This window comes from Chelativorans alearensis (assembly GCF_010993735.1).
GTDB lineage: Bacteria > Pseudomonadota > Alphaproteobacteria > Rhizobiales > Rhizobiaceae > Chelativorans > Chelativorans alearense.
Map to the genome: position 1 here is coordinate 60,127 of NZ_WQNI01000009.1, position 12,030 is coordinate 72,156.

Annotated in this window: 14 protein-coding genes; 10 read left to right on the forward strand and 4 right to left on the reverse strand. The window is 63.7% G+C overall.

The annotated features are described in order from the left end of the window. Window positions 1-187 precede the first annotated feature (187 nt). Both GPJ75_RS14405 and GPJ75_RS14410 read right to left on the reverse strand, forming a co-directional pair. The gene (locus tag GPJ75_RS14405; protein ID WP_163269030.1) at window positions 188-1,057 is read right to left on the reverse strand and encodes a peptidoglycan-binding domain-containing protein; all 870 of its coding nucleotides are present in this window, start codon (window positions 1,055-1,057) and stop codon (window positions 188-190) included. Continuing rightward, window positions 1,032-2,810, reverse strand: coding sequence for a sensor histidine kinase (locus GPJ75_RS14410; RefSeq protein WP_163269031.1), 1,779 nt, complete (start codon window positions 2,808-2,810; stop codon window positions 1,032-1,034). The genes GPJ75_RS14405 and GPJ75_RS14410 overlap by 26 nt, the downstream gene beginning before the upstream one ends. Before the next feature lie 448 nt (window positions 2,811-3,258). Between GPJ75_RS14410 and GPJ75_RS14415 the strand changes: the two genes are divergently transcribed. Together GPJ75_RS14415 and GPJ75_RS14420 are read left to right on the forward strand one after the other, a co-directional pair. Then, a complete protein-coding gene (locus GPJ75_RS14415) occupies window positions 3,259-3,600 on the forward strand; it encodes a DUF5330 domain-containing protein (RefSeq protein ID WP_163269032.1) in 342 nt (113 codons plus the stop codon). Window positions 3,601-3,671: 71 nt separating this feature from the next. Beyond that, complete coding sequence (locus tag GPJ75_RS14420; protein ID WP_163269309.1) at window positions 3,672-4,097, forward strand: SufE family protein; 426 nt, start codon at window positions 3,672-3,674, stop codon at window positions 4,095-4,097. Window positions 4,098-4,181: 84 nt separating this feature from the next. Here GPJ75_RS14420 and msrB read toward each other — a convergent pair whose 3' ends face one another. Then, complete coding sequence (msrB, locus tag GPJ75_RS14425; RefSeq protein WP_163269033.1) at window positions 4,182-4,589, reverse strand: peptide-methionine (R)-S-oxide reductase MsrB; 408 nt, start codon at window positions 4,587-4,589, stop codon at window positions 4,182-4,184. Between the two features lie 222 nt (window positions 4,590-4,811). On the opposite strand from msrB, the gene GPJ75_RS14430 reads away from it, so the two are divergent. From GPJ75_RS14430 to GPJ75_RS14465, 8 genes are all read left to right on the forward strand, one after another. Beyond that, window positions 4,812-7,187, forward strand: coding sequence for a putative monovalent cation/H+ antiporter subunit A (locus GPJ75_RS14430; protein ID WP_163269034.1), 2,376 nt, complete (start codon window positions 4,812-4,814; stop codon window positions 7,185-7,187). Window position 7,188: 1 nt separating this feature from the next. After that, window positions 7,189-7,608 (forward strand): Na+/H+ antiporter subunit B, encoded by a 420-nt coding sequence (locus GPJ75_RS14435; protein ID WP_163269035.1) that lies wholly within the window; start codon window positions 7,189-7,191, stop codon window positions 7,606-7,608. After that, window positions 7,608-7,985 (forward strand): Na+/H+ antiporter subunit C, encoded by a 378-nt coding sequence (locus GPJ75_RS14440; RefSeq protein ID WP_163269036.1) that lies wholly within the window; start codon window positions 7,608-7,610, stop codon window positions 7,983-7,985. Before GPJ75_RS14435 ends, GPJ75_RS14440 begins: the two co-directional genes overlap by 1 nt. A gap of 7 nt (window positions 7,986-7,992) precedes the next feature. After that, window positions 7,993-9,552: a Na+/H+ antiporter subunit D gene (locus GPJ75_RS14445; RefSeq protein WP_163269037.1), complete on the forward strand. Its 1,560-nt coding sequence runs from the start codon at window positions 7,993-7,995 to the stop codon at window positions 9,550-9,552. Beyond that, the gene (locus GPJ75_RS14450; RefSeq protein WP_163269038.1) at window positions 9,549-10,022 is read left to right on the forward strand and encodes a Na+/H+ antiporter subunit E; all 474 of its coding nucleotides are present in this window, start codon (window positions 9,549-9,551) and stop codon (window positions 10,020-10,022) included. Before GPJ75_RS14445 ends, GPJ75_RS14450 begins: the two co-directional genes overlap by 4 nt. Next, the gene (locus GPJ75_RS14455; protein ID WP_205602539.1) at window positions 10,019-10,357 is read left to right on the forward strand and encodes a cation:proton antiporter; all 339 of its coding nucleotides are present in this window, start codon (window positions 10,019-10,021) and stop codon (window positions 10,355-10,357) included. The genes GPJ75_RS14450 and GPJ75_RS14455 overlap by 4 nt, the downstream gene beginning before the upstream one ends. Further along, window positions 10,350-10,718: a monovalent cation/H(+) antiporter subunit G gene (mnhG, locus tag GPJ75_RS14460; protein WP_163269039.1), complete on the forward strand. Its 369-nt coding sequence runs from the start codon at window positions 10,350-10,352 to the stop codon at window positions 10,716-10,718. The genes GPJ75_RS14455 and mnhG overlap by 8 nt, the downstream gene beginning before the upstream one ends. Window positions 10,719-10,997: 279 nt before the next feature. Then, window positions 10,998-11,417 carry a Ros/MucR family transcriptional regulator gene (locus GPJ75_RS14465; protein ID WP_201285552.1) on the forward strand — a complete coding sequence of 140 codons (420 nt, stop codon included), beginning with the start codon at window positions 10,998-11,000 and terminating at the stop codon, window positions 11,415-11,417. A gap of 4 nt (window positions 11,418-11,421) precedes the next feature. Here GPJ75_RS14465 and GPJ75_RS27385 read toward each other — a convergent pair whose 3' ends face one another. Next, window positions 11,422-11,820, reverse strand: coding sequence for a hypothetical protein (locus GPJ75_RS27385; protein ID WP_246249063.1), 399 nt, complete (start codon window positions 11,818-11,820; stop codon window positions 11,422-11,424). Window positions 11,821-12,030: the final 210 nt, after the last annotated feature.

A 12,030-nucleotide genomic window follows, 5' to 3' on the forward strand; every position in this document is an offset into this window, starting at 1 on the left:
TTTAAGCATGTGATCCAGGATACCGGCTGCACTTGCAAGGCAATTCCGGCAGCGAACGGAGGCGCCGACGCGCTTGGCCAAAGCCTGAATTGTCCTTGCGGTAGAATCATTTATCCACATATCTTCAACTTCACCCTTAGGTTGAATGTACGCAGATAACTGCAACCATAGATACAGGTACCGCTCATCAATTCGTCAGGCCGATCTCCCGCATCTTGGCCAGGAACGCCTGGTCGGGTTCGCCGGTCACCGGCAGGCCGAACAGCGATTGGAACTCGCGGATCGCCGAGCGTGTGTTCTCGCCCATCACACCATCCACTTCGATGCCGTCATTGCCGAAAGCTTTCAGCCCGGCCTGGACGCGCTTGATCACCGGGTCGCCGCCGGCTGCTGCTACAGCCCCGCCGTCGAGCGAAGCCGTCTGCACCGGATCGCTCTGCTCGCGCGGCCGTGGTGCCGGCTTTGGTGCCGGCACTGCCGCTTCCACCGTCGCCGCCGGCCCTTCCAGCCCGAGCTGGCTCAGCAGAGGCGAATCGATCTCCGTACTGGGCTCCAGCCCGACGATGCGGCGGTAGTTTTCCACTGCCCCACGCGTTTGTGGCCCCGTCAGCCCGTCCACGGGTCCGCGATAAAGCCCCAGATCGCTCAGAACCCTCTGAACGGAGCGCACGGTGGCATCGCCGCTGTCCTCCGCCACCGAACCCGTCGATTCCGGTGCCGGCTCAGCCTCGACCTTCGGCGCTCCCTCGCCATCCGTCACCGCGCGCACCTCCTCGCGGGGGGCGGCGGCAGGACGCGGCGTCTCCTCCGGCGCGATCTCCGGCGCGGGCGCCGCGGTGAAAGCCGGCGCCCGCGTCGACACGAAAGCGCTGGGGTGCACCTGCGGCTGATACCAAAGCGCATTTGCCGAAACGAAGGCCAGCGACACAAAAAAGGCCGTCGTCCCACCGACCGCAGCCGGATTGCGCGCGACCACCGCACCCAGTCCGGAAAGCCCGGCGCGCAGCCATCCCCCTTCGTCTCCGCCGTGTTCAGGCCGTCTTGCGTAACGCGTCATCGTTCCACTCACTGTTGAAGTTCGCTCCGCCTATCGCGGTGTATTCTTCCTCCCCGCCATCGTCCTCCACGCCGCCCGCCGGCAGCGTGACGTGCACCCGCGTGCCCGTGCCCGGCGCGCTCTCGATGCTCATGGCACCGCCGGAGAGCTTCACCAGCCCCTTCACCAGCGCCAGACCGAGCCCCGTGCCCTGGCGCGTATAGCTGTTCTGTACCTGTGTGAAGGGCGTGCCGACACGCTCCAGGTCCTCCGCCGACATACCAATGCCCGTATCGCTTACATCGAGCTCCAGCCGGCCGCCGCTGCGCCGCGCCGTCACCCTTACCTCGCCCGCCGGCGTGAACTTCACCGCATTGGACAAAAGGTTGATGAGCACCTGCTGGACGGCGCGGCGATCACAGTTCACCACGCCGATGTCTTCGGCGATATCGGCCTTCAGCGCCACCGACTTCGCCTCCGCCTCACGCGCCGACATCGCAAGGCAGAACTGCAACGCTTCCTCGAAGCGGAACGGATGCGACTCCAGCGCATAGGCGCCGGACTGCAGCTTCGAGACATCCAGAATGGCGTTCACCACCGACAGGAGGTGCCCGCTCGCCTCGCGGATGAGGCCGACATACTCGCGCTGCCTGTCGTTGGCGAAACGGCCGAACATCTCGTTCGCCAGCACATCGGAGAAGCCAAGAATGGCGTTGAGCGGCGAGCGCAGTTCATGGCTGACGGAAGCGAGATAACGATCCTTCGCCAACGTGGCGCTATCGGCGGCATCCTTGGCGCTCGCAAGTGCGGCCTCCAATTCGGTCGTCGCGGCGTCGTCGCGCACGACGGCGACAAGCCCGCTCCCGTCCGGCTCGGCGGCGATATCGGCGATCAGCGCACGAAAGCAAGCTCCCGCCGGTACGCCGGCTTGTGCCGGTGTGCGCATGCGCATGCGTACAACGCGCCGGTCTGCCCCCTCGCGCAGGTCGGCCAGCGCTTGCAGATAGGCGATGCGGTCGGCCACGTGGATACGGTCGAAAAATCCTGTTCCCAAAAGCATCTCCGGCGCCACGGCAAACAAGTCTTCCGCCTGCGGCGAAGCCTCAACCACGTCGCCGCCCTGCTGCATGCGCAGGACCGCCGCGCCAATGACCTCCTCGACAGACCGGCCCTTCGGTCCGCCAGCGGCCTCGCGCTCGCCGGCTAGCGGCAGCCGGGCGAGAAGTGTCGCCATATAAAGAAGCGGCACCGCCCACAGCCACGCCGAGGCAGGCACCGCGCCGGCAAAGACCGTCGCGCTCAACGCCGCGCCGAACCCGATGGCCGAGCCGGCCGCCATCAACCCGAAGCCGAGCGCCCTCTTCGTTCGCCCAATCCAGCCCGCCTCGACGGCAAGTGCAGCCGCCATCGCCGTCAGCGGCGAGGAAAGCCCGCCGCCGGCGGCCGTCAAGACACCGACCGCCACAGCCGCGAGCACGAGCGAGGCAGGTTCGACCAGCCGTCGGCGGCCGGTGACGATCAGCGCGAAGGCCGCCAGAAGGCCGGCACCGAATACCATGAATACGGAAGCGAGCGCACCTGCTCCACCTCCAATGAGCGGCATCGCCTGCGCGGTGGCGATCGCCGCAAGCACCGGCCCCACCAAAAGCGCTGCCAACAGCCGCCGCTGCCGCGCGCGCTCATCCGCCCCCATGACGGAGGGATGCAGCAGGCGTTCGCAGGCCGCTTTCAGGCTCTCGGGCCAGTTCGTGGAAAGGGACGCTCGTGTACTCAACTCGACGCGCTCGCTCGTGTCCGTTTGACGGGCTCTTGTTCTGGTCGGACACTCGCATCCAGCCTTTAAGGAAAGGATAAACGGGCGCCCGGGAAAGGCACCGCAAGGCCTGAAACGTGGCCGATCTGGGGAAATGCGGGCAAGGGAATGCGTACATGGTTAACAAAAGATCGCCGGATTCGGGCTGTCACGCGCCCACCTCCGCCACTCGCGGAGAAGCCGCTCGGGCCGAATCCCGCAATCCGCGCAATTCCTTAGATGCTTACGCAGAGGTTGCAGCCACGACGCGTCTTTGAAAGAAATTCGTTTCGAATCCCGACATTTTCGAATTTTCCAGCCATTTGCCTCCAATTTTAGCCAATTTCTCAAGAGCTCTTTTGCGCGCCGATGCCATTGTCGCTACCAGGGAAGCCCCGGATCCAAGGGGCGGCTATTGAGGACTGAAGCCATGGGATTCCTGATCCGTTGTGCCTTCTGGCTTTCGCTGGTGCTTCTTTTCATCCCGCTCAACACGGGTGAAGGGCCGGAGGCCGAAAAGGTCGGTCCGCTGCAGGCACTGGCGGCGGCCCGTGACGCGGTGCGCGACGTCGCCGGCATCTGCGAACGCCAGCCCGAGGTCTGCGCCACCGCCAAGACCGCCGTGCACACCATCACCGCGCGAGCAAGGGAAGGCATGCGCATCGCTCAAGGCCTGATCGACGACAAGGCCGTGCCCCAGGCGGACATCGTCGAAGAACCGGGGGAAGAACCGCAGGTGACCGCCACCGGCAGCATCGCCCCGGCCGAATAATCCGGCCTCACGCGCTTCAAAAACCGGACTTTTCCCGTGACGCCCGCCCGCATAATCACTATATGCGGGCTATGACGACTGGTATCGACACCATCCGCGACGACTTCGCCTTCCTCGACGATTGGCAGGAGCGCTACCGCTATATCATCGAGCTCGGCAACGACCTGCCGGTGTTTCCCGAAGCCTCGCGCGACGACCGCCACAAGGTGCGCGGCTGCGTCAGCCAGGTCTGGCTTCATACCGAGATCGGCGAGGGCCGCGATCCGCTTATCACCTTCAAGGGCGATTCCGACGCGCACATCGTTCGCGGGCTGGTGGCGATCATGATGGCGCTCTTCAGCGGCCGCCGCGCCAGCGAGATCCTGACCACCGACGCCGAGGATACACTGCGTGCGCTCGGCCTCGACGAACACCTCACCCCGCAGCGCGCCAACGGCCTGCGCGCCATGATCCAGCGTATCCGCCAGGAGGCGGAGATGGCGATGGCCGCGGCGTAGCGGTTCGCACGTGGTGCGTCCCTTCATCCTTGTTGCTCGACATTCGGCAAGCTCAGAGAACAAAGGATACGAGGGTGCTTGGCCTCACCGCTCCTCGAAATCCAGCGCGTGCCCGTTCATGCAGTAGCGCAGCCCCGTCGGCTCCGGCCCGTCGTTGAAGACATGGCCCAAATGCGCGTCGCAATCCGCGCAGCGCACCTCCGTGCGCGTGGAAAACCATGAGCGGTCCTCGTTGAGCGATACCGCCTCATCCTCCACCGGCGCATAGAAGCTCGGCCAGCCCGTGCCGGAATCGTATTTCGTCTTAGAATCAAAGAGCGGCCGTCCGCAATTCACGCAGTGATAAAGGCCCGGGAGCTTGTTGTCCCAGTAAGGGCCGGTAAAGGCACGCTCGGTGCCGTCCTCCCGCGTCACGTGATACTGCTCGGGCGTAAGCTGTTCGCGCCACTCGGCGTCCGACTTCTCAACCTTCAACCGCGTTTTGCTCGTCATGATCGATGCTCCCGTTCGTGCCGCCGCTTATATGGGGTCCAAACACTCGCTTTTGCAGCCGTCCATCTTGCAATTGGCGCCGACAATTCGTGAATAACCGCGCGGATTGCCGCGCCCTCCTTGCCCCGCTTGACGCGAACGTCTATGTCACGGCGGCGATCGAAGCGTATTCATCGGCTTACCCGGATCGCAGGCTGCAAAAACATCGAACGAGGGGAACCAATGGCAGCGGACGGGCAGTGGTTGACATTCCTTGTGCTGATCCTGCCCTTTCTCGGCGCCGCTGCAGCCCCGTTCCTGACCCGCGCCTTCGGGCATAACGCCGCCTGGGTCCTGGCGCTCGTTCCTGCGTTCATCTTTTACCACTTCACCGGCTTCCTGGGGGCGGTCTCGGAAGGGGAGACGGTCGCCGGCGGCTACGCCTGGATCGAAAGCCTCGACGTCGACTTCTCCTGGTATCTCGACGGCCTGTCGCTCACCTTCGCACTCCTGATCTCCGGCATCGGCACGCTCATCGTTCTCTATTCGGGCGGCTATCTCAAGGGCCACCCGCATCTGGGGCGCTTCTTCTCCTTCATCCTCATGTTCATGGGGTCGATGCAGGGGCTGGTGGTGGCCGATTCCTTTCTGACGCTGTTCGTCTTCTGGGAACTCACCTCGATCACCTCCTTCCTCCTGATCGGCTTCGACCATTCGCGCGAGGCCGCGCGTCGCGCCGCGCTCCAGGCGCTGGTGGTGACGGGGCTCGGCGGGCTGTCGCTGCTGGCGGGGCTTCTGGTCATTGCCAACATCACCGGCGCCACTTCCCTCTCGGCGCTCCTTTCCGAGGGCGAGGTCCTGCGTGCGGCGCCGCTCTACATGGCGGCGCTGCTCCTGGTTCTGGGCGGTGCGTTCACCAAGTCGGCGCAGTTCCCGTTCCATTTCTGGCTACCCAACGCCATGGAAGCGCCCACCCCGGTTTCCGCCTACCTGCATTCGGCCACCATGGTGAAGGCGGGCGTCTATCTCGTGATGCGCCTTAACCCGGTGATGGGTGAAACGCTGGCTTGGGAGACGATCCTGCCCGTCTTCGGCGGTACGACGCTCATCATCGGCACACTTCTGGCGCTGCGTCAGACCGACCTCAAGCTGATGCTCGCCTATACGACGGTCGCTTCGCTGGGGCTGCTCGTCGTGCTGACCGGCTTCGGCTCCGAGGTCGCGGTGGAGGCCGCAGTGCTCTATCTGGTGGCGCACTCTATGTTCAAGGGCGCGCTCTTCATGATCGCCGGCGCCATCGATCATGAGACGGGCTCCCGCGACATCACCAAGCTCGGCGGCATCGGCCGTGCCATGCCTGTCACCTTCGTTGCGGCCGTGCTCGCCGCGCTTTCGATGGGCGGTCTTGGCCCGTTCTTCGGGTTCCTGGCCAAGGAAGAGATCTATGCCGGTCTCGGCTTTGCCAGCGGCTGGAGCATATTGCTCACGCTCACCGCAGTGCTGGGCAACGCCCTGATGTTCGCCATCGGTTTCGCGGTAGCGCTCAAACCCTTCACCGGCGTGCGGGTGAAGATGCCGAAGACGCCGCACGAAGGGCCGGTGTTGTTGTGGCTTGGACCGCTGGTGCTGGCCGCGGACGGCCTCTTGGCCGCGCTTTTTTCGGACCTTAGCCACCGTTTCGTCTCCAGCCCCATGGCTAGCGCCGTGGCGGGTGAACCTCTTTCCGTGTCAATTTCCGTGATCCCGCATATCGGCCTGCCGCTTCTTCTGTCGGTGCTCACCATTGCCCTCGGCATCGCCTTCTACCTGACGCTGGAGCGCGGACGCGCGGCGATGGCAGCGACGCTCACCGCCATCGGCTGGGGCCCGGACCGCGGCTTCGACCAGGCCGTGCGCGGCACGGTGCGGCTCTCGACCTTCGTCACCGGCATCGTCCAGGGCGGGCGCCTCGATGTCTACATGACCGCGACCTTCATCGCGCTGGCCGCCGCCCTTTTCCTGCCGATGGTCATCTTCGACGAATTACCGGCGATGCCCGTGCTACCCTCCCTGCCGTTCTACGAACTGGCGGTGCTCGCCATCGGCTTCATCGGCCTTGCCGCGGTCCTCCACGCACGCGACCGGTTGACGGCCATCGTCTCGCTCGGCATCCAGGGCTTCGCCGTGGCGCTGATCTTCATGCTGCTCGGCGCGCCCGACCTCTCCTTCACCCAATTCATGGTGGAGACGTTGTCGGTGGTCATCCTGGCCCTCGTGATGACGCGGCTAAGGCTATCGCCGGCCGATCACCGGCCGACCGGCCAAAAGATGCTCGACATCTCGATCGCCGCCGTGTGCGGCGCCGGCCTCGGCCTCATCCTGCTGCGCGTCACGCAGGTACCGTTCGACGACGCCCTCAGCGTCTTCTTCGCCGAAAACGCCCGCGTCATCGCCCACGGCCGCAACATCGTCAACGTCATCATCGTCGACTTCCGCGGCCTCGACACGCTGGGCGAGATCGCCGTGGTGATGATCGCCGGGCTCGCCATCCTGGCGCTGGTGCGCATCCGCCCGGGGGTTGCCCCTATCAAGGCAGAAAAAAAGCAGCGGGCCAGGGCCGTGGAAAAGGTGGAGGCGTGACATGCACACCCTGATCTTCCGCACCATCGCGCCTTATCTCGCCAGCCTCATGGTGCTGTTCTCCATCTTTGTGCTCCTGCGCGGTCACAACGAGCCGGGCGGCGGATTCATCGGTGGCCTGATCGCCGCCTCCGCCTTCGCCATCTACGGCATCGCCTGCGGCGTGGCGCCGGTGCGCCGCGCGCTCTACTTCCACCCGATGGCCATCTCTGGCTTCGGCCTGCTCGTTTCGGCGCTGTCGGGAGCGGTGTCGCTGTTCATGGACATGCCCTTCCTGACCGGCCAATGGACCGAGATCGACGTTCTGGGGCTGCCCGTCGACATCTCGACGGTGCTTGCCTTCGACGTCGGCGTCTATTTCGTCGTCGTCGGCTCGATCACCTCCATCGCGCTGGCGCTTGAGGAAAGGGAGCACGCGTGATGGAAACCATCCTTGCCGCCACGGTCGCCGTCTTCTTCGCAGTATCGATCTATCTGATGCTGTCCAAGCACATCATCCGCATCCTTCTCGGCGTGTCGATCTTCTCGAACGCCGTGAACCTGACGATCTTCACGGCAGGCCGCGTGGTGCGCGAAGTGCCGCCCATCATCCCCGAGGGCCTCGACATACCCGACAGGGTGACGGCCAACCCACTGCCGCAGGCGCTCATCCTGACGGCGATCGTCATCTCCTTCTCCATTTTCGCTTTCCTCCTGGTGCTGGCCTTCCGCGCCTATCAGGAACTCGGCACCGACGACACCGACGGCATGCGGGTCGCCGAGCCCGAGGGCGAAGACCTCCCGCCGCTCGGATATTGAGGCGCCAATGGCAATCGAACCCGGTCAAGCAGTCGATCTTTCGGGAGCCATGGTGCTGGCGCCTGCCACGCCCGCCGATTGGCTGGTGGTGGGGCCGGTGGCAATCCCCATCGTCACCGGCGCCATCCTGTTGATGGTGCGTCACGAGACGCGGCTGCATGCGGGCCTTGCCGTGGCCGGCCTCCTTGCCGCCCTTCTGTGCAATATCGGTCTTCTGGCGCGCGTCCTCGACCAAGGCCCGCTGGTGATGACCATGGGGCGCTGGCTGCCGCCCTTCGGCATTTCGTTCGCGGCCGATGCGCTCGGCGCATCCCTTGCCCTGGTCGCCACGCTGGTGGCAGTCGTCTGCGCGCTCTTCGCCACCGCCGACATCGGAGCGGTGGGCCGGCGCTACGGCTTCTATCCCTTCATGATGCTGATGATGGCCGGCGTCAGCGGCTCTTTCCTGACCGGCGACATCTTCAACCTATACGTGTGGTTCGAGGTCTTCCTCATCTCCTCATTCGGCCTCCTGGTGCTGGGCTCGCAGCACAAGCAGCTCGACGGGGCGACCAAATACGCCATCCTCAACCTCGTCGGCACAACGCTGTTCCTCACCGCCACAGCCCTCCTCTACGGCACCTTCGGCACGCTCAACATGGCCGATATCGCCCGCAAGGCGGACGGGCTGCGGGAGAACGCGCCACTCACCACGCTTGCCGTACTCTACCTGCTCGCCTTCGGCATGAAGGCGGCCGCCTTCCCGGTCAATTTCTGGCTGCCCGCCTCCTACCATACGCCGCGGATCGTCACCGCCGCGCTCTTCGGCGGCGTACTGACCAAGGTCGGCGTCTACGCGCTGCTGCGCACGCTGGTGATGCTCTTCCCGCCGGAACTCGAGCTCCTGTCCGGCCTCATCGCCTGGGTGGCGGCGGCAACGATGGTGATCGGCATCATGGGCGCGCTCGCACAGACGGATTTGCGCCGCGTGCTCGGCTTCGTCGTCATCTCCGGCGTCGGCGTCATGTTGGCGGGCCTCGCACTCGGCACCTCGGAGGGCCTTACCGGCACAATATTCTACGCTTTCCATTCGATGATCGTCATGACGGCGCTTTACCTGCTCGCCGGGGTGATGAACGGCCTTGGCGGCAGCTATTCGCTCAGCAAGCTTTCCGGCCTCTACACCTCAAATCCACTGGTCGCCGCCTTTGCGCTGCTCTTGATGCTGGCGGTGGCCGGTCTGCCGCCGGCCTCGGGGCTGTGGCCGAAGGTGATGCTGGTGCGGGCCTCGCTCGATTCCGGCCAGCCCTGGCTTGCCTTCGCTATCCTGGCCACCGGCTTTCTCACCACGCTGGCGCTCGGCCGTGTCTTCATCCTCGCCGTCTGGCGGCCGCGGGTGGCGGCGGACCCAGAGGCTCCGGCCTCGCCGTATCTGGGCTATGTGGCGCTTGCCGCGCTTTCCCTGCCGGTGGTGGTCATGGGCCTTTATCCCGACCCGGTGATCAGCGTAGCGGAACGGGCGGCGAACGCCATCCTCGACGCGCCGGCCTATATCGGCACTGTCTTCCCCGAGGAGGCGGCGCAATGACCCTTTATCTCATCAACATCCTCCTGGCGCTGATCTGGACGGCGATCACCGGCTCTTTCACGCTCGCCAATATCGTCTTCGGCTTCCTGCTCGGCGCGCTGGCGCTTTATCTCATACGCGAGCAGGTGGGTTCGCTCGGCTATTTTCGGCGCGGCTTCAAGCTGATCGCGCTCGCCGCCCTGTTCCTCTACGAACTGGTGCTTTCGGCCTGGCGGGTGGCGGTGCTCGTGCTTTCGCCGCGCATGGAGCTGAAGCCCGGTATTTTCGCCTTTCCGCTGAAGGCCGACCGCGATTTCGAGATCACGCTTCTCGCCAACCTCATCACGCTGACGCCGGGCACGTTGTCGGTTGACGTCTCGGAGGACCGCAAGTTCCTCTATATCCACGCCATCGACTGCTCCGATCCGGATGCGCTCAGGCGCGACATCGCGCAGGGCTTCGAACGCAGGATCATGGAGGCGTTCCGATGATTACCGGACAGGATTTCCTTGCCTTCGCTGAGCAGGCGGCGCTCGCCATACTGAGCCTGTCTTTCCTGCTCACCGTGCTGCGCGTCGTCATCGGACCCAGCCTGCCCGACCGGGTCCTGGGGCTCGACATGCTGGTGTCGATCGCCATCGGCTTCATCGTCGTCATCGGCATCCGCACCGGCTACACACTCTATCTCGATATCGCCATCGCGCTCGGCCTCGTCGGCTTCCTGGCCACCGTCGCCTTCGCCCGCTTCGTAATGAGCCGACGTTTCGAGGAAGAGTTCATCTCGGACGAGGCACGCGGGCAATTCGTGGAGAAGAGCGATGATTGAGCTTGTGCAAAACCTCCTCGTGGGCTCGCTGATGCTCGTCGGCTCCTTCTTCACCTTCGCCGCCGCCATCGGTCTTCTGCGCCTGCCGGATCTCTATTCGCGTATGCATGCCGCCTCGAAGGCAGGCATGCTGGGCGCCGGCGTGCTTCTGCTGGCCCTGGCGCTGTTCGCGCAGGATCATTCGACGGTGACGCGTGCGCTGGCGGCGATCGTCTTCCTCCTGCTGACGGCGCCCATCTCCGCCCATCTCCTGGCCAAGGCCGCCTATGCTGCCGGCTACCGCCTGTGGGAAGGTTCGGTGCACGACGAAATGGCCGAAGCGCCGGACGGAAAGAAACAGCCCAAGCGCCGCTCTTTCTGACCCGTCGCGGCCACAGTCCGGCTCTAATCGTAGAGATGTTGGCCAATGCCAAGGCAACGGCCAAACCGAAATTCATCAAAACTGGAAGCAAGTATAACAAATATAGAGCATGCCGGTGCCCGATAGAAATTGTGAGTTGACGGGATATATCAAAGCGTGAATAACCCGTTGTGCTTGTATGCTGGCACTGATAAGACTAAGTAAATGGGTGTTTGAATGCCGCCGTATGTAGAAGGCGCGGTGTCGGATCATTGATGACATTGGGGTAGGGTAGTGAACATGGACGAACCACAGACAAAAAATGATGAAGTGCTTATCGAACTGACGGCAGATGTTGTCGCTGCTTATGTCAGCAACAATCCTGTTCCCGTTTCGGAGCTATCGAACCTGATTGCCGACGTTCATACGGCGCTGGGCAAGGTGAACCGCACCAGCGAGCAGGCACCGACTGAGAAGCCGAAGCCGGCAGTCAATCCGAAGCGTTCGGTGCACGACGATTACATCATCTGCCTTGAAGACGGTAAGAAATTCAAGTCGTTGAAGCGCCACCTTATGACGCACTACAGCCTGACGCCGGAGCAGTATCGCGAGAAGTGGGGTCTCGACCCCAGTTATCCGATGGTTGCTCCTAGCTATGCCGTGGCCCGCTCGCAGTTGGCGAAGAAGATGGGCCTCGGGCGCAAGCCGAAGAAGAAGTAGCGCTTCATCGCAGCTGAGTGCTTTCGAAAGGCGGCGCCTCAGGGTGCCGCTTTTGCCTTTTTTGAGCCCGCACCGAGCTAAATCGGCGCCGGGGAGGTTTTTTTTCAGCCTCCGATTCCCTTGCCCCGGCGACGCCCGCCTTCAACCGGTCATAGACCTGCTTGAGAGCGATGTGGCGGTTGAGGTCATAGCTCCAGTGCCGCCGCATGCCCTTCAGCCGCTCCCGTTCGATCAGCCGGGTAAGCCGTGCCAGGATCGCCGCCCTTTTCTTTCCCGAGGACTTTAGGGCCGCCGCCAGGTCTATCCCCGAAACGAGGAAGAATACCGCGCATTGACGCGCCTCCGCTGCCTCGAGTTCCTTTACTTGCCGGAATGCCTTGGCCTCTTCCTGAAACACGCTCATGCACGCACCTCCATCTGTTGGAGCCCCAGTGTGCGAGGGATGCGCGCCGCGGGGATAAAATCGCTGTATTTTTTTCGCAAAAAAATAAAATTCCCTTCTAAAACAATAGGATATGATAACACGCTTCGATTTTTGTTCCTTTTTTGTTCACGCCCGCAGCCGGCAACGGTATAAGGAATTTATTCCTTTTTTTTCAGCGGGAGGGATCCG

Bases quoted from the DNA above. Each gene is read 5' to 3' on its own strand.
- GPJ75_RS14405 (WP_163269030.1), bottom strand. From the start codon at position 1,057: ATGACGCGTTACGCAAGACGGCCTGAACACGGCGGAGACGAAGGGGGA.
- GPJ75_RS14415 (WP_163269032.1), top strand. From the start codon at position 3,259: ATGGGATTCCTGATCCGTTGTGCCTTCTGGCTTTCGCTGGTGCTTCTT.
- GPJ75_RS14420 (WP_163269309.1), top strand. From the start codon at position 3,672: ATGACGACTGGTATCGACACCATCCGCGACGACTTCGCCTTCCTCGAC.
- msrB (WP_163269033.1), bottom strand. From the start codon at position 4,589: ATGACGAGCAAAACGCGGTTGAAGGTTGAGAAGTCGGACGCCGAGTGG.
- GPJ75_RS14430 (WP_163269034.1), top strand. From the start codon at position 4,812: ATGGCAGCGGACGGGCAGTGGTTGACATTCCTTGTGCTGATCCTGCCC.
- GPJ75_RS14435 (WP_163269035.1), top strand. From the start codon at position 7,189: ATGCACACCCTGATCTTCCGCACCATCGCGCCTTATCTCGCCAGCCTC.
- GPJ75_RS14440 (WP_163269036.1), top strand. From the start codon at position 7,608: ATGGAAACCATCCTTGCCGCCACGGTCGCCGTCTTCTTCGCAGTATCG.
- GPJ75_RS14445 (WP_163269037.1), top strand. From the start codon at position 7,993: ATGGCAATCGAACCCGGTCAAGCAGTCGATCTTTCGGGAGCCATGGTG.
- GPJ75_RS14450 (WP_163269038.1), top strand. From the start codon at position 9,549: ATGACCCTTTATCTCATCAACATCCTCCTGGCGCTGATCTGGACGGCG.
- GPJ75_RS14455 (WP_205602539.1), top strand. From the start codon at position 10,019: ATGATTACCGGACAGGATTTCCTTGCCTTCGCTGAGCAGGCGGCGCTC.
- mnhG (WP_163269039.1), top strand. From the start codon at position 10,350: ATGATTGAGCTTGTGCAAAACCTCCTCGTGGGCTCGCTGATGCTCGTC.
- GPJ75_RS14465 (WP_201285552.1), top strand. From the start codon at position 10,998: ATGGACGAACCACAGACAAAAAATGATGAAGTGCTTATCGAACTGACG.
- GPJ75_RS27385 (WP_246249063.1), bottom strand. From the start codon at position 11,820: ATGAGCGTGTTTCAGGAAGAGGCCAAGGCATTCCGGCAAGTAAAGGAA.